General features: G+C 67.3%; 23 protein-coding genes. 14 read left to right on the top strand and 9 right to left on the bottom strand.

From position 1 onward, the window contains the following. Positions 1 to 208: 208 nt before the first annotated feature. The gene (locus E0T84_RS08745; protein ID WP_070186804.1) at positions 209 to 502 is read left to right on the top strand and encodes a hypothetical protein; all 294 of its coding nucleotides are present in this window, start codon (positions 209 to 211) and stop codon (positions 500 to 502) included. Here E0T84_RS08745 and E0T84_RS08740 read toward each other — a convergent pair. After that, entirely contained in the window at positions 499 to 1,338 is an 840-nt protein-coding gene (locus tag E0T84_RS08740; protein WP_138744229.1) for a helix-turn-helix domain-containing protein, read from the bottom strand. The two genes, E0T84_RS08745 and E0T84_RS08740, sit on opposite strands and share 4 nt — an antisense overlap. Before the next feature lie 26 nt (positions 1,339 to 1,364). Between E0T84_RS08740 and E0T84_RS08735 the strand changes: the two genes are divergently transcribed. From E0T84_RS08735 to E0T84_RS08725, 3 genes are read left to right on the top strand one after another with little or no spacing between them, the layout of a single operon-like run. Next, positions 1,365 to 1,835, top strand: a complete 471-nt coding sequence (locus tag E0T84_RS08735) for a glyoxalase/bleomycin resistance/extradiol dioxygenase family protein (protein WP_070186806.1) — start codon at positions 1,365 to 1,367, stop codon at positions 1,833 to 1,835. Between the two features lie 9 nt (positions 1,836 to 1,844). After that, positions 1,845 to 2,282, top strand: a complete 438-nt coding sequence (locus tag E0T84_RS08730) for an HIT family protein (RefSeq protein ID WP_070186807.1) — start codon at positions 1,845 to 1,847, stop codon at positions 2,280 to 2,282. 4 nt (positions 2,283 to 2,286) lie between these two features. Beyond that, positions 2,287 to 2,730, top strand: coding sequence for a nitroreductase family deazaflavin-dependent oxidoreductase (locus E0T84_RS08725; protein WP_070186808.1), 444 nt, complete (start codon positions 2,287 to 2,289; stop codon positions 2,728 to 2,730). Here the strand turns inward: E0T84_RS08725 and E0T84_RS08720 are convergent. Together E0T84_RS08720 and E0T84_RS08715 are read right to left on the bottom strand one after the other, a co-directional pair. Further along, a complete protein-coding gene (locus tag E0T84_RS08720; RefSeq protein WP_138744228.1) occupies positions 2,727 to 3,776 on the bottom strand; it encodes an LLM class flavin-dependent oxidoreductase in 1,050 nt (349 codons plus the stop codon). The two genes, E0T84_RS08725 and E0T84_RS08720, sit on opposite strands and share 4 nt — an antisense overlap. Before the next feature lie 13 nt (positions 3,777 to 3,789). Further along, entirely contained in the window at positions 3,790 to 4,638 is an 849-nt protein-coding gene (locus tag E0T84_RS08715; protein WP_070186865.1) for a uracil-DNA glycosylase, read from the bottom strand. A 69-nt stretch (positions 4,639 to 4,707) separates the two neighbouring features. Between E0T84_RS08715 and E0T84_RS08710 the strand changes: the two genes are divergently transcribed. Both E0T84_RS08710 and E0T84_RS08705 read left to right on the top strand, forming a co-directional pair. Continuing rightward, positions 4,708 to 5,952: an MFS transporter gene (locus E0T84_RS08710; RefSeq protein WP_070186810.1), complete on the top strand. Its 1,245-nt coding sequence runs from the start codon at positions 4,708 to 4,710 to the stop codon at positions 5,950 to 5,952. A 9-nt stretch (positions 5,953 to 5,961) separates the two neighbouring features. Continuing rightward, positions 5,962 to 6,456: a DUF4262 domain-containing protein gene (locus E0T84_RS08705; RefSeq protein ID WP_138744227.1), complete on the top strand. Its 495-nt coding sequence runs from the start codon at positions 5,962 to 5,964 to the stop codon at positions 6,454 to 6,456. Here the strand turns inward: E0T84_RS08705 and E0T84_RS08700 are convergent. Beyond that, positions 6,453 to 7,103 (bottom strand): winged helix-turn-helix transcriptional regulator, encoded by a 651-nt coding sequence (locus E0T84_RS08700; protein ID WP_070945561.1) that lies wholly within the window; start codon positions 7,101 to 7,103, stop codon positions 6,453 to 6,455. The two genes, E0T84_RS08705 and E0T84_RS08700, sit on opposite strands and share 4 nt — an antisense overlap. 167 nt (positions 7,104 to 7,270) lie before the next feature. On the opposite strand from E0T84_RS08700, the gene E0T84_RS08695 reads away from it, so the two are divergent. Both E0T84_RS08695 and E0T84_RS08690 read left to right on the top strand, forming a co-directional pair. Next, positions 7,271 to 7,759 (top strand): DUF3237 domain-containing protein, encoded by a 489-nt coding sequence (locus E0T84_RS08695; RefSeq protein ID WP_070186812.1) that lies wholly within the window; start codon positions 7,271 to 7,273, stop codon positions 7,757 to 7,759. 22 nt (positions 7,760 to 7,781) lie between these two features. Then, on the top strand, positions 7,782 to 9,137 hold the full coding sequence (locus tag E0T84_RS08690; RefSeq protein ID WP_138744226.1) for an FAD-binding oxidoreductase: 1,356 nt from the start codon (positions 7,782 to 7,784) through the stop codon (positions 9,135 to 9,137). A gap of 7 nt (positions 9,138 to 9,144) precedes the next feature. On the opposite strand, the gene E0T84_RS08685 is transcribed toward E0T84_RS08690, so the two are convergent. Beyond that, positions 9,145 to 10,017, bottom strand: a complete 873-nt coding sequence (locus tag E0T84_RS08685; RefSeq protein WP_165617798.1) for a rhomboid family intramembrane serine protease — start codon at positions 10,015 to 10,017, stop codon at positions 9,145 to 9,147. A 65-nt stretch (positions 10,018 to 10,082) separates the two neighbouring features. On the opposite strand from E0T84_RS08685, the gene E0T84_RS08680 reads away from it, so the two are divergent. From E0T84_RS08680 to E0T84_RS08670, 3 genes are read left to right on the top strand one after another with little or no spacing between them, the layout of a single operon-like run. Beyond that, complete coding sequence (locus E0T84_RS08680; RefSeq protein ID WP_138744225.1) at positions 10,083 to 11,321, top strand: cytochrome P450; 1,239 nt, start codon at positions 10,083 to 10,085, stop codon at positions 11,319 to 11,321. Further along, entirely contained in the window at positions 11,321 to 11,911 is a 591-nt protein-coding gene (locus tag E0T84_RS08675; protein WP_138744224.1) for a TetR/AcrR family transcriptional regulator, read from the top strand. The genes E0T84_RS08680 and E0T84_RS08675 overlap by 1 nt, the downstream gene beginning before the upstream one ends. A gap of 45 nt (positions 11,912 to 11,956) precedes the next feature. Next, complete coding sequence (locus tag E0T84_RS08670) at positions 11,957 to 12,793, top strand: DUF5995 family protein (protein WP_138744223.1); 837 nt, start codon at positions 11,957 to 11,959, stop codon at positions 12,791 to 12,793. 16 nt (positions 12,794 to 12,809) lie between these two features. Here the strand turns inward: E0T84_RS08670 and E0T84_RS08665 are convergent, their stop codons facing one another. From E0T84_RS08665 to E0T84_RS08655, 3 genes are read right to left on the bottom strand one after another with little or no spacing between them, the layout of a single operon-like run. Further along, complete coding sequence (locus E0T84_RS08665) at positions 12,810 to 13,520, bottom strand: siderophore-interacting protein (protein ID WP_138744222.1); 711 nt, start codon at positions 13,518 to 13,520, stop codon at positions 12,810 to 12,812. Positions 13,521 to 13,572: 52 nt separating this feature from the next. Continuing rightward, positions 13,573 to 14,733: an acyltransferase gene (locus tag E0T84_RS08660; RefSeq protein WP_138744221.1), complete on the bottom strand. Its 1,161-nt coding sequence runs from the start codon at positions 14,731 to 14,733 to the stop codon at positions 13,573 to 13,575. Continuing rightward, on the bottom strand, positions 14,730 to 16,475 hold the full coding sequence (locus E0T84_RS08655) for a DEAD/DEAH box helicase (protein ID WP_070186820.1): 1,746 nt from the start codon (positions 16,473 to 16,475) through the stop codon (positions 14,730 to 14,732). The genes E0T84_RS08660 and E0T84_RS08655 overlap by 4 nt, the downstream gene beginning before the upstream one ends. A gap of 102 nt (positions 16,476 to 16,577) precedes the next feature. On the opposite strand from E0T84_RS08655, the gene E0T84_RS08650 reads away from it, so the two are divergent. The 3 genes from E0T84_RS08650 to E0T84_RS08640 are packed head-to-tail and all read left to right on the top strand — an operon-like array spanning position 16,578 to position 21,953. Beyond that, complete coding sequence (locus tag E0T84_RS08650; protein WP_371725723.1) at positions 16,578 to 17,126, top strand: LppP/LprE family lipoprotein; 549 nt, start codon at positions 16,578 to 16,580, stop codon at positions 17,124 to 17,126. Between the two features lie 44 nt (positions 17,127 to 17,170). After that, positions 17,171 to 20,596 carry a TM0106 family RecB-like putative nuclease gene (locus E0T84_RS08645; RefSeq protein ID WP_138744220.1) on the top strand — a complete coding sequence of 1,142 codons (3,426 nt, stop codon included), beginning with the start codon at positions 17,171 to 17,173 and terminating at the stop codon, positions 20,594 to 20,596. Further along, on the top strand, positions 20,589 to 21,953 hold the full coding sequence (locus E0T84_RS08640) for an FAD-binding oxidoreductase (RefSeq protein WP_138744219.1): 1,365 nt from the start codon (positions 20,589 to 20,591) through the stop codon (positions 21,951 to 21,953). The genes E0T84_RS08645 and E0T84_RS08640 overlap by 8 nt, the downstream gene beginning before the upstream one ends. Here E0T84_RS08640 and E0T84_RS08635 read toward each other — a convergent pair. Continuing rightward, the gene (locus tag E0T84_RS08635; protein ID WP_138744218.1) at positions 21,916 to 23,565 is read right to left on the bottom strand and encodes an MFS transporter; all 1,650 of its coding nucleotides are present in this window, start codon (positions 23,563 to 23,565) and stop codon (positions 21,916 to 21,918) included. The two genes, E0T84_RS08640 and E0T84_RS08635, sit on opposite strands and share 38 nt — an antisense overlap. Between the last annotated feature and the right edge of the window lie 60 nt (positions 23,566 to 23,625).

The following is a 23,625-nucleotide window of genomic DNA, read 5'->3' as shown; positions in this document are numbered from 1 at the left end:
CGGGGCGCGGGGCCAAGATGCCCAAGAGGTATCAAACCCGCGAACAAGACCAACGCGACCGCATCGCCGAAGAACGACGGCTACGCGCCGAACTCAACAACGACCTCCAAACCCAAAACGACTACCTAGCCTGGCTCGCCGAAGAATACGGACCACCACCACCCTTCTGAGCGGTAGCGTCATTGGGTACCGGCAGACGGGAGAACCCATGAAGCTCTTCATCATCGGAGGACTGGCCACCGTGCTGACGGCCGCCGGGCTGATCACCTCGGCACCGCCGGCCAGTGCTGGTTGCCTGTATGGCGGCAATGTCATCAGCAAGTGCGATGGGCCCATCCAGCCCGATGGCACCTGGCAGCGCTGCATCGGAACCTGGGGCTATGTGCCCAGCGGCTTCAGTTCCCACCTGGTGCCCGTCAAGCGCTGCGATCCGATGGGTCCCGGCCATGCCTATCCGTTCGATTTCACCTTCGCCGACCCGCCGACCCACATCGACGGTTAATCGCCCCCATGCGCAGCCGCGTACTCCCCCGGTGTGCTGCCCAGCATGGACCGGAAGTCGTTGATGAAATGGGCTTGGTCGTACCAGCCGAGTCGCACTGCAAGATCAGCGAAATCGACGGCGGGCGCGCTCTCGATCTCCAGCGCTGCCTGCTGTAACCGGTACCTGCACAGCACCCATTTGACCGTTACCCCGACATAGCGCCGGAACACCCGCTGGGTGGTGCGCGTGCTCCACGGCGAAAGCTCCATCACCTGCTCGACCCGGTGCAATGACGCGTCGTCACGCATCCGATCGACCAACGGCGTCAGCTCCCGGTACGTCGGGTCCACCTCGCCGGCCATCGCACCGATGGCCGAATCGAGCCCGAGCCCGACCGCCGTTGCATCCTCACCGAGAACAATTGGTGCGCCAGGTAATTTGTCGCCCGCCGGCACCACTCGCCCGGTCATCGCGGCGGCGTCCCCGCCGAATCGTGCGGTGAACCCGCCGGGCCGAAATCGCGCCCCCACGACCGACCCGCACCCGCTGATGGTGATGCGGAAGACTTTGGGCACCACCCCGTGGATCAACGTGCTGGGTAGCCGATGGCCATGGCGCACAACATCATCGCCCCACTCACGGGTGAGGTGCATGGCCGGGAAAGTAATGACGGTGCTCTCGAGAGGACCTGCCTCACGCCGGTCCCATGTAACCGACCAGAAGTGTTCGACGAACCTGGCCGCATCCTCCGACGGCGCCCACCGGTGAAGCTCGAAAGCAGAAGCGTTGCCGGCACGGCCCACCACGCCCCGCTCTGGCGCGTTTTGCCCTGGCGCGTTTTTCCAAGCGGCCACGTCCCAAGCCTACGAAACTGGTCGGTATGAGTGTCACACCGCTTCCGGAGGGCTACACCAGCCTGACCCCGTTCATCTGCGTCGACGGTGCCGCGAAGGCAATCACCTTCTACCAGAAGGTGTTCGGCGCCGACGTCATCGAACGGATGGATGGACCCGACGGCACCGTCGCACATGCCGAGCTGGACTTCGGCACCGGCCGGCTGCAACTCGGCGATGCGCAGGAGGCCTATCAGATCGCCGCCCCGGCGCCTGGAGCCGCCGCGACTCACTCGATCGGGTTCTACTGCCCCGACGTCGACGATGTGGTGGCCCGGGCCGAGGAGGCGGGTGCCACGATCCGCGAGCCTGCGCAGACCTTCGTCACAGGCGACCGGTTTGCCTCCATCCTCGACCCGTTCGGCCAGCGCTGGACCGTGATGACCCGCGTCGAGGACTTCACGCCGGCCGAGCGCGAACGCCGCGTCGCCGAATGGGCGGCCACCGCCGGCGGCTAACGTGGCGGCATGTCTTGCGTGTTCTGCGCCATCGTCGCCGGGGAGGCCCCCGCCATCCGCATCTACGAGGACGACGAGTACCTGGGCATTCTCGACATCCGGCCGTTCACCCGGGGCCACACCCTGGTGATCCCGAAGCAGCACACCGTTGACCTGACCGACACCCCGGCCGAAACCGTGGCAGCGATGGCCCGCATCGGCCAGCGCATCGCGCGTGCAGCCCGGCTGTCCGGGCTGCACGCCGACGGCAACAACATCGTGATCAACGATGGCAAGGCCGCGTTCCAGAGCGTGTTCCACATCCACCTGCACGTGGTGCCACGCCAGGACGGCGACAAGTTGTCGTTCGCCAAAGGCATGTTCCTGCGCCGCGACCCAGACCGCGAGGAATCTGGGCGCCTTTTACGTGCGGCATTGGCGCAGCTCGATGAATCCGCGCAGGATTGAGCGCATGAGCGATCTCTCCCCCTTCGAGCAGGTGGGCTTGCGGTTGCTGCATGTCCACGACTTGATCTATCAGAAGTCCAACGGCCTGATCGGGCACCGCATCCCCGGCATGCCGCCGAGCCTGCTCCTGCGCACCACAGGCGCCAAGACCGGCCAGCCGAGGATCAATACGCTGAGCTATGCCAGAGACGGCAAGGACTACCTGGTGGTCGCGTCGATGGGCGGAGCGCCCCGCTCGCCAGGCTGGTACCACAATCTGAAGGCCCATCCACGTGTCGAGATCAACGTCGGGAAAAAGCGCCTCGCTGTCACCGCCAAGCCGGTGCTGCCAGACGATCCCGACTATCAGCGGTTATGGAAGATCGTCAACGACAACAACTCTCACCGCTACGAGGCGTACCAGGCCAAGACCACCCGGCCGATCCCGATCGTGATGCTCGCCCCCTAGAACAGTTCTTTGGCCAGCAGCTCGAGAGTGGTGTCGCGCGCCGTCGCGGTGGCCGGATCGGCACCGCGACGGGCCGAACCCACCGGATTGACCATGACCTCGTCGACGTCGAATTCTGCGGCCAGGGCCCGAACCTGCTCGGCCGCCTCGGTGGGCGAACCGACCACGGCACGCCGCAGCCCGGAAGCCACGACCGCCTGAGCTTGCGGGCTGAGCGTCGTCGCCTCGGCATCTTCAACCAGATCGAGCGCGCCGAGCGGCTGGCCGGTACGTAGCCGGCCCATCATCTGCAGCTGCGGCAGGAGAAGTGCCTCCGCTTCTTCCCTGGTCTCGGCCACCGACGCGTTGACGGTCAGAAAGGTCACCGGTTCGGACGCCAGGTCGCTGGGCTGGAACTCTTCGCGGTAGACGGCCAGCGCCTCCGCAGTGCCCTGCCCCGAGAAATGGTGGGCGAACACGTACGGCAGACCCTTGGCCGCGGCCAGATGCGCCGAGTACATCGATGAGCCGAGCAGCCACATCCGGGGCTCGGTGACCGCGGCCGGCGTCGCCTTGAGCACGTAGTTCTCGCGCATCAGATCCCGCGGCAACGGCACCCGGACCCCGCGCGCGCCCATCAGCGCCACCACGTCGTCGAGGTACTGCGGGAACGCCTCGATATCCCGATCGTCGCGGCCTGCGGCGCCGCGCAGCGCCAGCGAGGTGACCGGGTCGGAGCCTGGGGCGCGGCCGATGCCGAGGTCGATGCGACCGGGATGCGCGGCCTCCAGCAACGCGAACTGCTCGGCCACTGCCAGCGGGGCGTGGTTGGGCAGCATCACCCCGCCGGAGCCCAGCCGCAGCTGCGTCGTGTGTGCGGCCAGGTGCGCGATCAGCACCGGCGGACTGGTGGCTGCGACGGCGGGCATGTTGTGATGCTCGGCCAGCCAGTAGCGGGTGTATCCGAGCCGGTCAGCGGTCTGCGTCAGGTGGGTCGTTGCCGTCAGGGCATCGGCAGTGGACTGGTCGGTGCGCACCGGGACGAGGTCGAGGACAGAAAGCCGCATGACACCGTCAACGTCACGAACGGTCCGGTTCGTTCCCGTTCGCCTGCGCCACCATCCGTTTCGCGGTGACGAAGATGTCGTCGAGCATGGCTGGTGTGAGCCGGCCCGTGAACGTGTTCTGCTGGCTGGGGTGGAAACAGCCGAGCAATGTGACCGCGCCGAAATCCGAGGTCAGGGTTGCCGTCGCGCCGTGGCCGAACTTCGGCGCCGGTTTGATGTCCGAGCCGATCAACTCCAGTGCCGCCCGCCACGCGAAACCGCCCAACGCGATGACGACCCGAACCGAAGGCCCGGTCAGTCGCCACTCGGCCTGCAGCCACGGCGCACAGGTCGCCCGCTCCACCGGGGTGGGCGCGTTGGCCGGCGGCGCACAGCGGACCGCTGCGGCCATGCGGGTGTCGATCAGCTGCATGCCGTCGGCGGCGTCGACACATATTGCCTGATTGGCCAGTCCGGCCCGGTGCAATGCTGCGAACAGGAAATCGCCGGACCGGTCTCCCGTGAACACGCGGCCGGTGCGGTTGGCGCCGTGGGCGGCAGGAGCGAGCCCAACGATGAAGATGCCCGGTTCGTCGGCACCGAGCCCCGTGGCCGGACGGCCCCAATATGGTTCGTCGGCAAAGGATTTCCTCTTGGCAACGGCCACCTCCTCACGCCATTTGACCAGCCGAGGACAGGCCCGGCACACCGAGATCAGCGCGTCGAGCTCGTCCACGGACGCAGCCCGAGATGCCAGGCGCCGCACCTGCGCGGCGGTCTTGGCCACCGGGGTCGACGCATCCGCGGGATCGCCGGGCCAACCCGAGCCGGGTGGCACCGGCGACGGGAACGGGGTGCCCGTCCTGGGGTGAGGCAATAGCACCACTTCACTGTGCCGGAAATTCCATCGCGGTGGGCGCGGGCGCGCTGTTAGATTCGGCCGCGATACCCCATGACCGACACCAAGCGCGGCCCACTGCTGCTGATCCTGTTCGCCGCGTTGATGGCAGGCGCAGGCAATGGGATCACCATCGTCGCGTTCCCGTGGCTGGTGTTGCAGCGCAATGGATCTGCGCTCGACGCGTCGATCGTCGCGATGGCCGGGACGCTGCCGCTGCTGGTCGCCACCTTGATCGCCGGGGCCGCGGTCGACTATCTGGGTCGCCGTCGCGTCTCGATGATCTCCGACCTGCTCTCGGCCCTGTCGGTCGCCGCGGTCCCCGTGTTGGCCCTGATATTCGGGGTGGACGCGGTCAACGTCGCGGTGCTGGCGGTCTTGGCAGCGCTCGGTGCGTTCTTCGACCCGGCCGGGATGACCGCGCGGGAGACCATGCTGCCCGAGGCCGCGACCCGGGCCGGCTGGACGCTCGACCACGCGAACAGTGTGTACGAGGCGGTGTTCAACCTGGCCTACATCGTCGGGCCCGGGATCGGTGGCCTGTTGATCGCCACCCTCGGCGGGATCAACACCATGTGGGTAACCGCTGGGGCGTTCTGTTGCTCGATCCTGGCCATATCGGTGCTACGGCTGGAGGGCGCGGGAGTCCCGGACCGCTCGCAGCTGACCGAGGGGGTTCTGGCGGGCATCGTCGAAGGTCTGCGATTCGTCTGGCACACACCGGTACTGCGCACCCTGGCAATCGTCGACCTGGTGGCCACCGGCCTCTACATGCCGATGGAGTCGGTCCTGTTCCCGAAATACTTCACCGACCGCAACGAGCCGACCGAGCTGGGCTGGGTGCTGATGGCGCTGAGCATCGGTGGACTGCTGGGCGCGCTCGGCTATGCGGTGCTGTCGAAGTACATGAGCCGACGGGCCACCATGCTGACCGCGGTGATCACCCTCGGGGTGGCGATGACGGTGATCGCGTTCCTGCCGCCGCTCCCGTTGATCCTGGTGCTGTGCGCGATCGTCGGATTCGTCTACGGCCCGATCGCGCCGATCTACAACTACGTCATGCAGACCACTGCGCCGTCGCACCTGCGCGGTCGGGTGGTCGGCGTGATGGGTTCACTGGCCTACGCCGCCGGCCCGCTCGGGCTGATCGTGGCCGGTCCGCTGGCCGACGCCGCGGGTCTACACGCGACGTTCCTGGCGCTGTCCCTGCCGATGCTGGCGCTCGGTCTGGTCGCGGTGTTCCTGACCGCGCTGCGTGCGCTGGACCGGCCGCCACGAGCGGAACATGGTCCGACGTAGCCTTTCCGGGTGAGCGACGTCCCCGAGGAACGCGACAGCCGTATCTCCGCGAACGTGGCCGATCACGGCTGGCACGTGATGGGTGTCGGCGGCGGGGGCGAGACCCCTGCCGACTGGGCGTACTCGATCGGTCTGTGGCATGCCCTGCGCAGTCCGGAGGTCTGCCTGTTCGGCCTACGGATCGAAACGATGATGACGATCGTCAACGTCGCTGGACAGGAAGCCCGCGACGACCGCCCGCTGGAATCCGGCCAGGTGCGTGACGACATCCTCGACCACTATTCAGTGGGCGTCCGGGAAGTACACCCCAGTTGGTACCGGGACTTCTTCGGCGCCGGGATCGACTTCCACCAAGCACGGTTTCCGGTCGTACAGATGTTCTGGCCCGACCGGGACGGCAGATTCCCCTGGGACGAGCAGGCGCAGGAATACTGCCGGGCCAGCCAGCCGCTGTTGTGGATCCCGAAAGAGGAGACCAGCGGACCGTGGGCTGAGCTCGACTAACCCCTGGCCCTCGGTGGGGCAAAGACTTTCGCCAACCGGCCGACCGCGGCGGGATCGCCGTCGATCACCAGCCTGCCGTCGGCGACCAGAGCCGGCACCTGCGCCGGATCCATCGCAGCGCCCAACACTTCGGCCTCACCGGTGAGCGTCACATCGGCCGGTGTCCCGTCCTCGCACGCGTCGACGCGGTCCGGCCCGATCTCGACAGTCGCTCGCCCCTCGGGGGTCACCAGGCACACGGTGACCGGTGGTCCGTCCCGGTCGACCTGGACGAAGGCACGCACCGCGCGGATCAGCCACTCGGGGCGCACCGCGTCCCCGGGCGCGCGGGTCTCGATCAGGTGCCTGCCCCACCGGGTGTAGGCGTTGATCACATCCTCGAGGGCACGGCCGTCGTCGGTGAGCTCGTACACCGCCGTCGCCGCGGGTTTGGGCAGTGTGCGCCTGTGGACCAGCCCGTTTGCCTCCAGGTCACGCAGCCGCCCGGCCAGCATGTCGGTGGCGATGGGGGCTAACGAGTTCAACAGATCCCCGTAACGCTTGGGACCGTCGAGTAGATCCCTGACCACCAGCAGGGTCCATCGATCCCCGACCAGATCGAGGCTTTTCGCCAGTGCGCAGTGCTGGCCGTACGACCGTGACGCCATGCTGCCCACGATAGCTGTAATTGGAATTTCCAACTAACTACTTGTTTTTTCCAAGTTAATCGGTACCGTGACGTCATGACCCTGGGCAACCCGCACCTACCGGCCCCGGCGCCGAGGCCGACGACCTGGTAACCGCAGCGATTCGCCCACTTTAGGAGTAAGCCGAAATGACAACACTGACAACATCTCTCGTCGACATCGATGCCACCCCGGTCTTCGACCACCTGCTCGATATCCGCATCACCTTCGAGTCGGTACACGCTTTTGCCACTCCCCTCGGCACGCGCATGAACTATGTCGTCAAGCAAGGACGGTGCATCGGGCCACGCATCGCGGCCGACGTCCTGCCCGGCGGAGGGGACTGGGTACTGCTCGGCACAGACGGGGTGGCACGCCTGGACGTGCGCGCCACCCTGCGCACCGACGACGGCGCGGTCATCCAGCTGACCAACACCGGCCGGGTGCAGATGGACCGGGCAGCGGCTGACAGGTTCGCCGCAGGAGAACTGATCCGTCACGACGAGATGACAGCGCGGTCCAGTCCGCTCTTCGAGACCGGCGACGAGCGCTACCGGTGGCTCAACGCCGTCCATACCGTGGCCATCAACCAGGTATCGCTCAGCGAGGTGCACTACCGGGTATTCGCTGTCGGCTGACACCCGCTCGTAGGATCGCCATGTGCTTGCCGAGCTGATCGCCGAACTCCCCGAAGGCGTCGTCGTCACCGACCCCGACATCCTGGGCTCCTACCGCCAGGACCGGGCCGCCGATCCCACGGCGGGTACACCGCTTGCGGTGGTCCGGCCGACCCGCACCGAGGAGGTCCAGACGGTCCTGCGCTGGGCCAGCCGGCACCGGGTGGCCGTTGTGCCGCGCGGCGCCGGGACCGGGTTGTCCGGCGGTGCGACAGCACTGAACGGCGGCATCGTGTTGTCGACCGAGAAGATGCGCGACATCACCGTCGACCCGGTGACCCGCACCGCGGTCGTACAACCCGGGCTGCTCAACGCCGAGGTGAAGAAGGTCGTTGCCGCACACGGGCTGTGGTACCCACCTGACCCGTCGTCATTCGAGATCTGCAGCATCGGCGGCAACGTCGCGACCAACGCCGGCGGCCTGTGCTGCGTCAAGTACGGCGTCACGACCGACTACGTGCTGGGCCTGCAGGTGGTGCTGGCCGACGGCACGGCGGTGCGCCTCGGCGGACCGCGTCTGAAAGACGTTGCGGGCCTGAGTCTGACGAAGCTGTTCGTCGGCAGCGAGGGCACATTGGGCGTGGTCACGGAGGCGACGTTGCGCCTGCTACCGCCACAGCATTCGCCGTGCACGGTGGTGGCCACGTTCGACTCGGTGGAAGCCGCCGCCGGCGCCGTCGTGAAGATCACCGGCAAGATCCGGCCGTCGATGCTCGAGTTCATGGACGCCGTGGCGATCAACGCCGTCGAGGACAAGCTCAAGATGGGGCTGGACCGCAATGCCGCGGCGATGATGGTGGCCGCCTCCGACGACCGGGGTGCCGCCGGCGCCGACGACGCCGAGTTCATGGCCGAAGTGTTCACCGAATGCGGTGCGACCGAGGTGTTTTCCACCTCCGACCCCGACGAGGGTGAAGCCTTCGTGGCCGCCCGGCGGTTCGCCATTCCCGCCGTGGAGGCCAAAGGATCACTGCTGCTGGAGGATGTCGGGGTGCCACTGCCCGCACTTGCCGAACTGGTCAGCGGGGTCGCGGCGATCGCGGCGGATCGAGACCTGCTGATCTCGGTGATCGCCCATGCCGGGGACGGCAACACCCACCCGCTGATCGTGTTCGACCCGGCCGACGCCGACATGGCCGCACGGGCTCAACTGGCCTTCGGCGAGATCATGGATCTCGCCGTCGGACTGGGCGGCACCATCACCGGCGAGCACGGCGTAGGCAGGCTGAAGCAACCGTGGTTGGCCGGCCAGATCGGCCCGGACGCAGTGGAACTCAACCACCGGATCAAGCTGGCGCTGGACCCGCAGAACATCCTCAACCCCGGTGCAGCGATCTAGTCAAGGTTCACGACATGCCGAAGGCACTGAGCAGACTGGTTGTGCGCCACAAGATCAACGCGATGAAGACCACCAGCACAGCCACTGACACCCCGGCCTGAATCGCGTTGCGGCGTTCGCGCGGGGCGTACACGAAGGCGGCGGCGATTCCGGCACCCGTGACAAGTCCGCCGATGTGGCCCTGCCAACTGATCGCTCCGGTCCCCAGCGCCGGTCCGGCGAAAGTGAACACCAGGTTGATGACGACGACCGCGGCGATCATGCGGACGTCGAGGTTGAGCTTGCGCGCCACCACGAAGATCGCACCGAAGAGCCCGAAGATCGCGCCCGAGGCCCCGGCGGTCGCACTGTTCAATGGGGACAGCAGATACACGAGCACCGAGCCACCGAGCCCGCTCAGTGCGTACAGCGTCCCGAATCGCAGCCGGCCCAGCCACTGCTCCAGGGGCGGCCCCACCACGTACAGCGCCCACATGTTGAACGCCAGGTGCATCAAGCCGTAGTGCAGGAACATCGAGGTCACCAGGCGGTAGTACTCGTCGTGCGCGGCGATGCCCGGCGGCCACAATGTGAGTTCCTGCTCCAGGTTCTTCGAGGCCATTTGCAGCACGAACATGACCACGTTCACCGCGATGAGCGAGTACGTCAGGATCGGGGCGCCCGCGCGCGCGGTCCCGCCGAACTGGGTGCGAGGAGCGCGCACGGATTTGGCGCCTTGGTTGACGCAATCGACGCACTGGTGGCCCACGGCCGCCGCCCGCATGCACTCCGGGCACACGGGACGCTGGCAACGGGTGCAGCGCACATAGGTGGGACGGTCCGGATGCCGGTAACACGTCGGCGTCTGGGCCGGTAGCTGCGGCGCGTCAGGGGTGCTCATCACGCCCGAGCCTAATCGCAAACCCACTATTGACACGATCCTCAGAAGTGTCGTACGAATAAGACATGGCAGCGACTTTGTCTCACAGCCCCGCTCGGTTCGTACCCGCCGACGCCGACACCTGGCCCAACCCGTGGCCGATGTACGCCGCGCTGCGCGAACACGACCCGGTGCATCACGTGGTGCCCGACGAATCGCCCGAGCACGACTACTACGTGCTCTCCCGGCACGCCGACATCTGGGCGGCGGCCCGTGACCACGGCACGTTTTCCTCGGCACAAGGCCTGACCGTGACCTATGGCGAACTGGAAATGATCGGGCTGGCCGACAATCCGCCGTTCGTCATGCAAGACCCCCCGGTACACACCGAGTTCCGCAAGCTCGTCTCCCGCGGCTTCACCCCACGCCAGGTGGAAGCCGTCGAGCCGAAGGTGCGGGAGTTCGTCGTCGAGCGCATCGAGGGGTTGCGCTCGAACGGCGGGGGGGACATCGTCACCGAGCTGTTCAAACCGTTGCCGTCGATGGTCGTCGCGCACTACCTCGGCGTGCCAGAGGCCGACCGGGATCAGTTCGACGGCTGGACCGAAGCCATCGTCGCGGCGAACAGCTCGGCCGGCGGCATCACGGCGGCGATGGGTACCGCCGGGGAAGCCGTGGCCTCGATGATGGGTTACTTCTCCGAGCTCGTAGAACGGCGTCGACGCGAGCCCGGTGACGACACCATCTCGCATCTGGTGGCCGCCGGAGTCGGGGCAGACGGCGACATCGCGGGCGTGCTGTCGATCCTGGCGTTCACCTTCACCATGGTCACCGGCGGCAACGACACCACCACCGGAATGCTCGGCGGTGCAGTGCAACTCCTGCAGCAGCGGCCCGATCAGCGCAAGCTCCTGGTCGACGACCCCGACCTGATCCCGGAATCGATCGACGAGTTCCTGCGCCTGACCTCCCCGGTGCAGGGCCTGGCCCGCACCACCACCCGCGACGTGACCATAGGTGACACCACGATCCCGGCCGGACGCAAGACGCTGCTGCTGTACGGCTCGGGCAACCGGGACGAGCGTGAATTCGGCGACAACGCAGCCGAACTCGACGTGCGACGCTCTCCGCGCAACATCCTGACCTTCAGCCACGGCGCGCATTTCTGCCTTGGAGCCGCGGCCGCTCGCATGCAGTCCCGGGTGGCACTGACCGAATTGCTCTCGCGTTACCCCAATTTCGAAGTCGACCTGGACTCCGTGGTGTGGGCTGGCGGCAGCTACGTACGACGGCCGTTGTCGGTGCCGTTCCGAGCGGGGATTTGATGCCCCGCGACTGGTTGTCGTCCAGGCGGTCCGAAGTGGCCGCCGACCACATTCTCGACGCCGCCGACACCCTGTTCACCCAGCAGGACGCGGCGACCGTGGGGATGCACGAGATCGCTGCCGCCGCAGGCTGTTCGCGTGCCACGCTGTACCGCTACTTCGAGAATCGCGATGCGCTCTACACCGCCTACGTGCACCGTGAGGCGCGCCGGCTGTACGAAGAGGTCAGCGAGCAGGTGGTCTCGGTCGCCGATCCGGCGCAACGGCTGATCGAAGGCGTGATCACCGCGCTGAACGCGGTCCGCGACAGTCCGGCCCTGGCCTCGTGGTTCGCCACCGCGCAGCGCCCCATCGGCGGCGAGATGGCCGAACACTCCGAGGTGATCCGGGCGCTGGTCGAGGGGTTCGTCCGGTCACTCGCGGGTGAGTCGACGCAAGCCGACGACGAGGTGGGCCGCCGGGCTCGATGGCTGGTTCGGGTCATGGTGTCACTACTGGTGTTCCCCGGTGTCGACGAAGAAGACGAGCGCACCATGTTGGCCGAGTTCGTCGCCCCGCTCGTCATCCCGGGACAACTACCCGTCGAGTAGGCGATTGCCGGGCGGGACCGGCTGAGCTGGCCCATACTTTCGAGTATGGCCAGCCATCCGACGCCCCTGCCTCCGTTACCGGCGGTCACCAGCATCGCCGAGGTGGTCTCGGCCATCGACACGATCACCGACTGGGCGGTGGAGAACTCAAGCCGGCTCGGCTATTTCGCCGCCCTGTACAAGCGGATCACCATCGCCGTCGGCACCGCGGTCGACGAGGGGGCGTTCGAGGACGGCCCGCGGATGGACCGGCTCGACGCAGCGTTCGCGTCCCGGTACTTCGATGCGCTCAACGGCTATTTCCATCCCGACAGGTACGCGAAACCCACCCGGTCCTGGCGGGCCACCTTCGATTCGGCGGGCAAAGCCGAGCCGATCCTGGTGCAGCACATGCTCGCCGGTATCACCGCCCACATCGTGCTGGACCTCGGCATAGCGGTGCAAGGCCTGGCCGGCGCCGGCGGACTTCCGTCGCTGCACAAGGATTTCGACACCATCAACGCGGTGCTGGCCAGCCAGATCGGTGGAGTGGTCGACGACATCAACGAACTCTCACCGGCACTGGCCGACATCTATGCCGTGCTCCGGCAGCATCAGATCTTCGTCCTCAACGAGGCGGTCCGCTCCCTGCGCGACAGCGCCTGGCGGTTCGCCACGGTGCTGGCGCTGGAACCCGGATTCGCGCGGCCGCCGACGATCTGGGCGCGTGACCTCCAGGTGAGCCGGCAGGCGCAAGCCGTGTTCGACCCACCCAGCCTGGTCGGCGCCTTCGACCTGGCGATCAAAGAGATCGCCGCGCGAGAGAGCCGCGATGTGGCCCATAACGTTCGCGTGCTCGACGAAATCGCGTCGACCCCGGCGCCGATCCGGACCGCGTTGTGAGTGCGGGACGCGGCGCTCAGGCCACCCAGTAGGCCTGAGCCTTGATGGATTTGCGCGGGATGCCGTATTCCTCACGGAAGACCCGCGCCACGGCGCGGGTGGTGCGGTTGTTGCACGCGACCCAGCCGAAGTGATCGGCAGCATCGAATGCCGATGCGCTGACGGCCTCCAGCAGATCTTCGTCGGCCCGGTCCACCCAGGTGATCTCGGCGTCACCGGTTACCGGCAGGTCGCGATCGTCGTCGTGGCCGGCTTCCAGGAAGACCCGGGCGGGTGCATCCCCGATCGCGTCCAGCAGCGAGTTGATGGCCGGCAGAGACGCGGTGTCACCGACGATCACGTAGCCGGCCGGCGCAGGCTCGGGCAGCGCGAAGTTGCTGCCGAGGACCGTCACGTCCAGCACGTCACCAGGCTGCGCGCTGCGCGCCCAGCGGGTGGCGATGCCGTCGTGCATGGCGAAATCGATGTCGACGGTTCCGGCCCGCGGATCGGGGTTGACCAGGGTGTAGCCGCGTTGATGCGCCTTGCCTCCGTCAGGAAACCAGCCGCGCACCCACATCGTCGGATGTACCCGCTGTTCGGCGAGCAACCGCTCGGCACGGAAATGCAGCCTGAGGTAGTGCGGCGTGAGCTCGGTGCAGCCCGACACCGTCAGCTCGTAATCACCGCCCCGCCAGAGCTTGACCAGGGCCCCTTCCAGCCCGCGCGACGCCTTCGGCTCGCCCATACACACCTCCCCGAGAACATCTTCGTTAGGTAAGCATACCCTAACAACATGATCAGGAGCGGACGCGGGTGAACCGGTGCAGCAGCCAGGCCGCCGGGATGGTGAACACCATGGTGAGAACGAACAGATTGAACATCGACCCGGTGTAGACCGGATCCTGCATCACCTCGACCATCACCAGCTCCATGATCATGAGGTGGATCAGGAAGATCTCATAGGAGATCTCACCGAGAAAGACCATCGGCCGGGACGCCAAAAACCGGTTGTACCAACCACGATCGCCGAGCGCGGGCGGGGCGACCAGCAACGCCGCGATCACCGCGTAGAAGAACGTCTTGAACAACGCCTCGCTCAACTTGGCCGGCGACGTCGTCGGCTCCCCCGCAATCGGTGTCGACGCGATGAAGTAACACGCCACGGCCAACGGCACACACACCACGGCATACCCACGCACCTTGAGCTGCCCCAACACCGTCAGGGCCATGCCCGCCACGAACCACGCCATGTAGGTCGGCAGCCAAAGCCGGGCTCCATCAGGCAGATTCGCCGAATCGTGCACGATCCACAGCCACAACGGCGACACCGCGGCCAGCAACGCCAAGCCGCAGAACAACAACCCCGGCCGCCAGCGCCGCCGGCACAACACCACCAGCAACAGATAGGCCATCAGCGGCAGCACCACGTAGAACGCCGCCTCCACCGCCAGGCTCCACATCTGGGTCAACCCCTGGTGCAGATAGGAAAACAGATAGTTGTCGGTGTAGATCTGGGTCAACGTCAGGTTGCGGAACAGGCCGATCCAGGTATGACCGGGATTCGGCCCCCCGGTCCGAAAGTGGTAGAGCAGATAGGCGATCAGCACCGTCACCACGTAGGCCGGCATGATCCGTCGCACCCGGTGCCAGGCGTAGCGACGCACCGACGGCCCGTCGCTGCCGGATGCGGCAGCCTTTACCCACGGCCGGAACAACAGAAAACCACTGAGTACGAAGAAGATCGGCACGCCGATCTCGGCACGCGAGTACACCAGCCCGAGGTAGCCCTGCGGATATTTCCCCGTCGTGTACGCCGCATGCGTCAGCACCACCAGAATGGCGGCCACCGCCCGGACCCCGGTCAGTGCGGCGACGCGCGTCGACCCGGCCGGCACCGCGTCTACCGACTCAAGGCCTCCCTGATCCGACGCGCCTGTCACGCTTCTGGAGACCGTCACTTGGTCTTCCGGTGCGGCTTCCCCGAGCGATCGCGGTAATCCGAACGGCCCTTGTTCTCGGAACGCCCCTTGTACTCGCGGCGCGGGCCACGCTCGCCCCGCTCCGGCGTCAGGTTGATCAGCATGCCCGAGATCCGGGTGTTCTCCAACGCCTTGAGTGTCTTGCCGGAAAGCTTCTCCGGAAGCTCCACCAACGAGTAGTCCCCGCGAATGGTGATGTGGCCGAACTCGTTGCGGTGCAGACCGCCCTCGTTGGCGATGGCGCCGACGATGTGCCCGGGACCCACCTTGTGCCGCTTGCCCACCGAGATCCGGTACGTCGCCAGGCCCTCGCGCGGCGGACGCTCCTTGCGCGGCGGCCGCTCTCCCCGATCGTCACGCTCGCGACGCTTCTCCGGCGGCGGCTCGGTCATCAGGAATTCTTCACCGTTGCGCGACTGCAGGGCCAGCGCAGCGGCGATATCGGCCATCGGGACGTCGTTCTCGCGCTCGTAGTCCTCGATCAGCCTACGGAACAACTCCAGACCGTCGGCGTTGAGCGAATCGGTGATCGAGTCACGGAACTTGGCCACCCGCTGCGCATTGACATCGTCGACGCTCGGCAGCTCGGCCTCGATGACCTTGGACCGGGTGTGCTTCTCGATCGCCTTGAGCAAGTGGCGTTCACGCGGGGTGACGAACAACAGGGCATGCCCGGAACGGCCGGCGCGGCCCGTACGGCCGATGCGATGCACGTACGACTCGGTGTCGTGCGGGATGTCGTAGTTGACGACGTGCGAGATGCGCTCGACGTCCAAACCGCGGGCCGCCACATCGGTGGCGATCAGGATGTCGATGGTGCCGTCCTTGAGCGCGGTGATCGTGCGCTCACGCTGGGCCTGATTGATGTCACCGTTGATGGCGGCGGCGGCGAAACCGCGGGCCTTGAGCCGCTCGGCGACCTCCTCGGTGGCCTGCTTGGTGCGGACGAACACGATCATCGCGTCGCCCTCCTCGACCTCGAGCACCCGCGTCAGCGCATCCAACTTGCGGGCGCCGGCCACCTGGATGAACCGCTGCGTGATGTTCTCGGCGGTGGCGGTCTTGGCCTTGACCGTCACCTCCACCGGGTCGTGCAGATATTTGGAGGTGATCTTGCGGATGGCCGGCGGCATGGTGGCCGAGAACAGTGCCACCTGCTTGTACTCCGGAGTGTCGGCGAGGATCCGCTCGACCTCTTCGGCGAACCCCATGGTGAGCATCTCGTCGGCCTCGTCGAGCACCAGGTAGTCCAGGTTCGACAGGTCCAGCGTGCCGCGCTCGAGGTGATCGATCACGCGACCCGGGGTGCCCACCACCACCTGCGCGCCGCGGCGCAGGCCGGACAACTGCACGGTGTAGGACGCCCCGCCGTAGATCGGCAGCACGTTGATCGCGGGCAGATGCGCGCCGTACCGGCCGAAAGCCTCGGCGACCTGCAATGCCAGCTCACGGGTCGGCGCCAGCACCAGTGCCTGGGTGTTGCGGCTGGTGGTGTCGATCTTCGAAAGGATCGGGATGGCGAAAGCCGCGGTCTTGCCGGTACCGGTCTGGGCCAGCCCGACCACGTCGGAGCCTGCCAGCATCGCCGGAATGGTCGCGGCCTGGATCGCCGAGGGCGACTCGTAGCCGACATCATTGACTGCCTTCAGCACTGCAGGGTGAATCTGCAGGTCGGCAAACGTTGGGGCGGTCTCCCCCGAATCCGGGTCTGGCGAGGTCATCGGTTCAGAAGTCTAGTGCCAATCGGCGGCGATCCCGGCCGCGCGCCTGCACAAACCCGCCGCGGGAGCGCGGTAGGTTGCCCAACTGTGAAACGGGTCGCGATGTTCACCATGGCCCCCGGGGCCGTCCTGGCGACCGCGCTCACGCTCGCGGGGTGCGGATCGGGCGATTCCACTGTCTCCAAAACGCCCGACGCCCGGCCGGGCCCGGCGCCGACCTCGGTGTCCAAACCAGCCGCGAAGGCGGCGCCCACCTCGGCGCCACCACCGGCCGACCCGTGCGCGGTGAACCTGGCCGCCCCCGAGATCGCGAAGGCCGTCTCGGAGCTGCCTCGCGACCCGCGCAGCAACCAGGCCTGGAGCCCGGAGCCGCTGGCGGGAAACTACAACGAGTGCGCGCAACTGTCGGCCGTGATCGTCCGGGCCAACACCAACTCCGAGAACCCCAACACCCGGGCCGTGCTGTTCCACCTCGGCAAGTTCATTCCCACCGGAGTGCCCGACACCTACGGTTTCAACGGCATCGACAAGACAGCGACCACCGGTGACACCGTGGCACTGCAGTACTCGGGCGGATTCCACGGGCTGGCCAGCACGGTGAAGTTCCGCTGGAACGGCCGCGGTGTGGAGTTGATGGGCAACGTGGGCTGATTTGTCGGGCGCGACGCGTCGGTGCCCTCACCTACAGTGGCAGCGTGTTCGTCACCGACGACGGCGCGTCGGGTCCGACGGTCATCTACAGCGCCTCGGATCTGGCCGCGGCCGCACGCTGTGAGTACGCCCTGCTGCGCTCCTTCGACGCGCAGCTCGGTCGTGGCCCGGCGGTGTCGTCTGACGACGAATTGCTGGCCCGCACGGCACAACTCGGCGGTGAACACGAACAGCGCCACCTCGAGGACCTGCGGGTCGAATCCGAGGTGACGGTGATCGGACGGCCCGCCTACACCATGGCCGGTCTGACGACAGCGGCCGCGGCCACCCTGGACGCGGTGCGACGCCGCGACCCGGTGATCTACCAGGCCGCGATGTTCGACGGGCGCTTCGCCGGGTTCGCCGATTTCCTGATCTGGGACGGTGAGCGCTACCGGTTGCGGGACACCAAACTGTCCCGTTCGGTGAAGGTGGAGGCGCTGCTGCAGCTGGCCGCCTACGCCGACGTGCTGTCGCGGGCCGGCGTCCCGGTCGCCGACGAGGTCGACCTGGTCCTGGGCGACGGGGCGATGTCCAGCTACCGCGTCGACGAACTGCTGGCGGTATACCGGCCGCGGCGCGGCGCACTCCAGGAACTGCTCGACGGTCATCTGGCCGGTGAGACCGCGGTGTGCTGGACCGACGACACGGTGCGGGCCTGTTTCGGCTGCAGCGAATGCGAGCAGCAGATCCGCGCCACCGACGACCTGTTCCTGGTGGCCGGCATGCGGGCCAGCCAGCGCGCCCGGCTCATCGAGGCCGGCGTCACCACCAGGCAGCAACTGGCCGGTCGCACCGATCCGGTGCCCGGGTTGGCCCAGCGCACCCTGACCGCGCTGCGGGGCCAAGCCCGCCTGCAGGTGACGCCGCAGCCGGATGGCAAGCCGCCCTATGAGGTCGTCGATCCGCAGCCGCTGATGCTGCTGCCGGACCCGGACAAGGGCGATCTTTTCTTCGACTACGAAGGCGACCCGTTGTGGACGGCCAACGGCCAGGACTGGGGCCTGGAATACCTGTGGGGAGTGCTGGGCGCCGAAGGCCACTTCCAGCCGTTGTGGGCACACGACCGGGCCGGCGAACGCCAGGTACTCATCGCCTTCCTGGATCTGGTCCGCAAGCGGCGCAAGCGTTTTCCGAAGATGCACATCTACCACTACGCGCCCTATGAGCGCAGCACCCTGCTGCGGCTGGCCGGCCGCTACGGAGTGGGTGAAAACGATGTGGACGACCTGCTGCGCAACGGCATCCTCGTAGACCTGCTTCCGTTGGTACGCAAGAGCATTCGCGTGGGCACCGAGAACTACAGCATCAAATCGCTGGAACCGCTGTACATGGGCAACGAACTGCGCGACGGCGAGGTCACCAAGGCCACCGATTCGATCACCGAATATGCCCGTTACTGCTCGCTGCGCGATGCCGGTCACCACGAAGAGGCCGCCACGGTGCTCAAGGAGATCGAGGACTACAACCGCTACGACTGCCGGTCCACTCATCGGTTGCGGGACTGGCTGATCAACCGCGCGTTCGAGGCCGAGGTACCACCGCGCGGGCCGCAACCGGTGCGCGACGGCGGACCGATCGAGAAGGCCGACGCGGTCGACCGCAAGCTACTGCGCTTCGCCGGTGACGGTGTGGACCCTCGAACAGATGAGCAGCAGGCGGTGGCGCTCATCGCCGCCGCCCGCGGATTCCACAAACGCGAGGACAAACCGTTCTGGTGGGGCCATTTCGACCGGCTCAACAATCCGGTCGACGAATGGGCGGACAGCACAGGAGTTTTCGTCGCCGAACAGGCAGAGGTCGTCAATGACTGGCACACCCCGCCGCGGGCCCGCAAACCACAGCGGCAGGTCCGACTGACCGGCGCCATCGACGCCGGAGAACTGGGTAACGAGGTGTATGCGCTCTACACCCCGCCGGCGCCCGCGGGCCTGTCCGACGATCCGGACCGTCGCGGCTTCGGCAGCGCCACCGTCATCGGCTGCGACAACCCGGAGGCACCCACCGAGGTGCTGATCACCGAACGCCAACCCAAAGACGCCGACACCTTCACCCAGGTGCCGTTCGCGCTGACCCCCGGGCCACCGATCAACACCCGGCCGCTGCAGGTGTCCATCGACAGCACGGCGACCACCGTGTGCGCCGGCCTGCCGGCGCTACCCGCCGACGCGGTGACCGATGTGCTGTTGCGCCGCCCGCCGCGCACCATCAGCGGCCGGCCACTGCCCCGCAACGGTGACACCGCCGCCGATATCACCGCGGCACTGCTGGATCTGGATTGCTCGTATATCGCGGTGCACGGTCCGCCCGGCACCGGCAAGACCTACACGTCAGCGCAGATCATCGCCCGGCTGGCCAATGAACACCGTTGGCGCATCGGCATTGTCGCGCAATCCCACGCGGTGATCGAACATCTTTTGGAGCAGGTGCTCGACTCTGGCGTGGAGGCCGCCAGGGTGGCCAAGAAGCGCAAAGGCACTGACCCGCGGTGGACCGCGATCAACGAGAACGCCTATGCCGCTTTCATCGCCGATCATCCCGGCTGTGTGATCGGTGGCACCGCATGGGATTTCGCGAACGAGGCGCGGGTACCGCGACAATGCCTCGATCTGTTGGTGATCGAAGAGGCCGGCCAGTTCAACCTGGCCAACACGATCGCGGTGGCCCCGGCCGCGCGTAATCTGCTGCTGCTGGGCGACCCTCAGCAGTTGCCCCAGGTCTGCCAGGGCACCCATCCGGCACCGGTCGACGACTCCGCATTGGGCTGGCTGGTCGAGGGTGCGCACACGCTGCCGGCCGACCGCGGTTACTTTCTGGACTGCTCGTTCCGGATGCATCCGGCCGTGTGCGGCCCGGTGTCCCGGCTGTCCTATGACGGCCGGCTGCAGTCACACGAAAAGGTCAGCGCGGCACGCCAACTCGACGGTATCGAGCCCGGAGTGCGGGTACTCGAGGTCGCCCACCTCGGCAATTCGACCGACAGCCCCGAAGAGGCCGCCGCCATCGTCGCGGCCATCACCGGCCTGCTCGACACCACCTGGTCCGACGAACACGGCAGCACACCCCTGGGGCAGGAGCACTTCCTGGTGGTGACCCCCTACAACGCCCAGGTGACCACGGTGCGTCGAGCCCTCGACGCGGCGGGCCTGACCGAGGTGCAGGCCGGCACCGTGGACAAGTTCCAGGGCAGACAAGCACCCGTCGTGTTCGTGTCGATGACGGCATCCTCGGCCGCCGATGTGCCCCGTGGGATCGGATTCCTGCTGAACCGCAACCGGCTCAACGTGGCGATCAGCCGGGCCAAATACGTCACCTACATCGTGCGCTCACCGCAGCTCACCGACTATCTACCGGCCCAGCCCAACAGCCTGATCGCGCTCGGCGCGTTCCTGGCCCTGACCGATCCTGTGATACACCCAACCGGTGACTGAAACGCTTACCGAAACGCTTGCCGGGATCGTCGGTGCCGGGTACGTCACCACCGATCCCGACGTGTTGGACGGCCGCTGCGTCGACCACACCGGGCGATACCGCGGACAGGCCTCGGCGCTGGTCCGCCCCGGCACCGCCGACGAGGTGGCCGCGGTGCTGCGGGCCTGTCGCGACGCGGGAGCATGCGTGACGGTGCAGGGCGGCCGCACTTCGCTGGTGGCCGGCACGGTTCCCGAGAACGACGACATCCTGCTGTCCACCGAGCGGCTCACCGAGATCGGCGCCGTCGACACCGTCGAGCGCCGGATCAGCGCCGGCGCCGGAACTCCCCTGGCCGCAGTGCAGCGGGCCGCGACGGCCGCCGGCCTCGTGTTCGGCGTGGACCTGGCGGCGCGGGAATCGGCCACCGTGGGCGGCATGGCCTCCACCAACGCCGGCGGGCTGCGCACCGTGCGCTACGGAAACATGGGCGAGCAGGTGCTGGGCCTGGACATCGCGCTTCCCGACGGATCGGTCGTGCACCGGCACAGCCGGGTACGCAGCGACAACACCGGCTACGACTTGGCCGCCCTGTTCGTCGGCGCGGAGGGCACACTCGGGGTGATCACCGCCCTGGATCTGCGGCTGCACCCCATCCCGACCCACCGGGTCACGGCTGTCTGCGGGTTCGCCGATCTCGACGCACTGGTCAGGGCGGGCCGGATCTTCCGTGATCTCGACGGCATCGCCGCCCTGGAGTTGATCGACGCCCGGGCCAGCGCACTGACCGCCGAGCACCTCGGTGTGGCCGCACCGGTCGAGGGCGCCTGGCAGCTGCTGATCGAACTGGCCGCCGACAGCGACCAGACCGAACGCCTGGCCGACGCACTTGAGGGCGTCGAGCTGTGCGGCGAACCCGCCGTCGGGGTCGACGCAACCGCCCAGCAGCGGTTGTGGCAGGTGCGAGAATCGGTGGCCGAGGTACTCGGATTGTTCGGCCCGCCACTGAAATTCGATGTCTCGCTGCCGCTGTCGGCGATTCAGGGTTTCGCTGACGCGGCCGCCGAGTTGATCGCCGGCCATGCACCGGAAGCGATCCCGGTGCTGTTCGGCCACATCGGCGAAGGAAACCTGCACCTGAACGTGCTGCGTTGCTCGGCCGGAGCCGAAGCCGCGCTCTACACCGCGATGATGACGCTGATCGCCGAGCACGGCGGCAATGTCAGCTCCGAACACGGTGTCGGATCACGCAAACGCGACTACCTGGCGATGTCACGCACCGAGGCCGACATCGCGGCCATGCGCACGGTCAAGGCCGCGTTCGATCCGGACGGCTACCTCAATCGCGCGGTGCTGTTTGGTCGTGATCGGCCATGAACTCGGCATAGAGGTTTTCCCACGCCGGAGCGCGGAACACATCGGTGGCCGCCTCGTCGTCCACTGCGTCGCCGTTCCCGTCATGGTGCACGGTGAACTCGACGTAGTCGTCGTCATCGTCATCCCGGGGATCCAGATAGGGCTCGGGATTCGGTGCGAAAGTGGGCTCGGCATCGAAACCGAGCAGGAACAGCGCGGCCACCACACCGAACAGCGCGACGAACGCGGGCAACAGCATCGCCTGCGACATCGCCGCAGCGAACGGCGCATGCAGGAACTCGGGCAGTTCGGCGACCGCCCCCTCACCGCGGGGCGCGGCGCTTGCCGCCCCCGGCATCTCGGCACCGATCCGCGATGTCATGTACGCCGCGATCCCTGCACTGCCGAGCACCGACCCGACCTGGCGGGTGGCGTTGTACACGCCGGACCCGGCCCCGGCCAGATCCGGCGGGAGGTTACGCGTCGCGGTCGCCGCCAGCGGGGACCAGATGAACGCCATGCCGATGCCCATCACCAACTGCGGCAGCAGCAGGCGCCAGATCGCCGTCGTCGGCGTCATCTCGACGGCCAGCCAGGTCAACCCGATCGCCATGGCCGAGAAGCCGAAGCCGATCACGGGCGTGGGATGGGTCCGGTCCACGATGCGGCCCACCACCGGAGCCAGCACGCCGCTGGCGATCGCGGTCGGCGCCGTCAACAGCGCCGCGCGGATCGGCGACAGCCCGCAGACGGTCTGGGCATAGAACATCAGCGGCAGGATCATCGCCGTCACGGCGAACCCGATCGTCGCGACACCCAGGTTGGCCAAACTGAAGTCGCGGTCTTTGAAGATCCGCAGCGGGATCAACGGCTCGGCGGTGTTCGCCGCCTGCCAGCACACGAAACCCACCATCACCGCGATGCCAACCGCACCGGTGGCCCACACCCACGGCGCCCAATGCCGCGACTGCCCCTCCTGCAGCGCGAACACGATCAAGAACATGCCGATACCGGACAACACCACGCCCAGCACGTCGAACCGGTGCGGCTGAGTCGGCAACACCGGAACGAGCCACACCGCCAGCGCGAGGCCCAGGATTCCGATCGGCACATTGACGAAGAAGATCCACTGCCACCCCAGTCCTCCGACCAGTACGCCACCGGCCAACGGCCCGACCAAGGTCGCCACGCCTGCGGTCGCACCCCACACGCTCATCGCCACCCCGCGCCGCTCCGGCGGGAAGATGCGGGTGATCGTCGACAAGGTTTGCGGCGTCAGTAATGCGGCACCGATGCCCTGCACCACGCGGGCCGCGATGAGCATCTCGATGCTTCCGGCCAGACCGCACCACAGCGAAGCCCCGGTGAACACGGTCAGGCCGGCCAGATACAGATTCTTGGGTCCGTAGACATCGCCGAGCCGGCCCGCGACGAGCAGCGGCACCGCGTAGGCGAGCAGGTATGCGCTGGTCACCCAGATCACGCCGTCGTAGTCGGCACCGAGCTGGTCCATGATCGTCGGGTTGGCGACCGCGACGATCGTCGCGTCGACCAAGATCATGAAGAAGCCGACCATCATGGCCCACAGCGCGTTCCACGGGCTGGGGGTACGGGCGTTCGGCGCTGGAGACATGTCGATGTGGGGTGTTGGGCCTCGGGTCCGACCTAGTTGGGTTGTTGGCGGGCCCAGCCG

It is taken from the genome of Mycobacterium sp. DBP42, assembly GCF_005924235.1.
Classification (GTDB): Bacteria; Actinomycetota; Actinomycetes; order Mycobacteriales; family Mycobacteriaceae; genus Mycobacterium; species Mycobacterium syngnathidarum.
Note: the sequence above shows the minus strand (reverse complement) of the source record. Positions and strands in the feature narration are given on the sequence as shown.

Excerpts from the sequence above, each read along its gene's own strand:
- E0T84_RS08725 (WP_070186808.1), top strand. The coding sequence starts at position 2,287 with ATGAGCGATCTCTCCCCCTTCGAGCAGGTGGGCTTGCGGTTGCTGCAT.
- E0T84_RS08675 (WP_138744224.1), top strand. The coding sequence starts at position 11,321 with ATGCCCCGCGACTGGTTGTCGTCCAGGCGGTCCGAAGTGGCCGCCGAC.
- E0T84_RS08735 (WP_070186806.1), top strand. The coding sequence starts at position 1,365 with ATGAGTGTCACACCGCTTCCGGAGGGCTACACCAGCCTGACCCCGTTC.
- E0T84_RS08635 (WP_138744218.1), bottom strand. The coding sequence starts at position 23,565 with ATGTCTCCAGCGCCGAACGCCCGTACCCCCAGCCCGTGGAACGCGCTG.
- E0T84_RS08730 (WP_070186807.1), top strand. The coding sequence starts at position 1,845 with ATGTCTTGCGTGTTCTGCGCCATCGTCGCCGGGGAGGCCCCCGCCATC.
- E0T84_RS08710 (WP_070186810.1), top strand. The coding sequence starts at position 4,708 with ATGACCGACACCAAGCGCGGCCCACTGCTGCTGATCCTGTTCGCCGCG.
- E0T84_RS08670 (WP_138744223.1), top strand. The coding sequence starts at position 11,957 with ATGGCCAGCCATCCGACGCCCCTGCCTCCGTTACCGGCGGTCACCAGC.
- E0T84_RS08650 (WP_371725723.1), top strand. The coding sequence starts at position 16,578 with ATGTTCACCATGGCCCCCGGGGCCGTCCTGGCGACCGCGCTCACGCTC.
- E0T84_RS08665 (WP_138744222.1), bottom strand. The coding sequence starts at position 13,520 with ATGGGCGAGCCGAAGGCGTCGCGCGGGCTGGAAGGGGCCCTGGTCAAG.
- E0T84_RS08720 (WP_138744228.1), bottom strand. The coding sequence starts at position 3,776 with ATGCGGCTTTCTGTCCTCGACCTCGTCCCGGTGCGCACCGACCAGTCC.
- E0T84_RS08655 (WP_070186820.1), bottom strand. The coding sequence starts at position 16,475 with ATGACCTCGCCAGACCCGGATTCGGGGGAGACCGCCCCAACGTTTGCC.
- E0T84_RS08685 (WP_165617798.1), bottom strand. The coding sequence starts at position 10,017 with ATGAGCACCCCTGACGCGCCGCAGCTACCGGCCCAGACGCCGACGTGT.
- E0T84_RS08700 (WP_070945561.1), bottom strand. The coding sequence starts at position 7,103 with ATGGCGTCACGGTCGTACGGCCAGCACTGCGCACTGGCGAAAAGCCTC.
- E0T84_RS08680 (WP_138744225.1), top strand. The coding sequence starts at position 10,083 with ATGGCAGCGACTTTGTCTCACAGCCCCGCTCGGTTCGTACCCGCCGAC.
- E0T84_RS08745 (WP_070186804.1), top strand. The coding sequence starts at position 209 with ATGAAGCTCTTCATCATCGGAGGACTGGCCACCGTGCTGACGGCCGCC.
- E0T84_RS08695 (WP_070186812.1), top strand. The coding sequence starts at position 7,271 with ATGACAACACTGACAACATCTCTCGTCGACATCGATGCCACCCCGGTC.